The organism is Variovorax sp. VRV01 (genome assembly GCF_014852545.1).
GTDB lineage: Bacteria > Pseudomonadota > Gammaproteobacteria > Burkholderiales > Burkholderiaceae_C > Variovorax > Variovorax beijingensis_A.
Map to the genome: position 1 here is coordinate 1 of NZ_JACVBS010000079.1, position 342 is coordinate 342.

Annotated in this window: 1 protein-coding gene; it reads left to right on the plus strand. The window is 55.6% G+C overall.

Features of this window, described 5'->3' with window-relative positions:
• The coding region (locus IB278_RS33670; protein WP_192328890.1) for a hypothetical protein at nucleotides 1-296 on the plus strand (296 nt) is incomplete at its 5' end.
• Nucleotides 297-342 lie beyond the last annotated feature (46 nt).

Below are 342 nucleotides of genomic sequence, written 5' to 3' on the forward strand. Positions count from 1 at the left end.
TTCCCATGCTGACCGAGGAAGAATGGCAAGCAGTCAACCCGATCAGCTACATCGAGCAGGTGAAGAGATATCGAGAAGAGACGGGATGCACATTGGCAGAGGCGCAGAAAGCCGGTCTTGGCTATCTTTCGTTGGCCGCGTATGAGCGAATCACCAGTTTCAAGGAGACGAATCCCAATGCTCTTCTCCATCACCGGATGAGTCTTTACGGCCCACCGTGCCATGAATGCGGTAAACCGCTTCGCACGCCGGCTGCAAGTTTCTGCGCCTCGTGCAGTGCGGAAAGGCTACGCTGACGTTTTGAACGGCTGTTGCTCTTGCGCAAAGCACAGGTCGGCAACG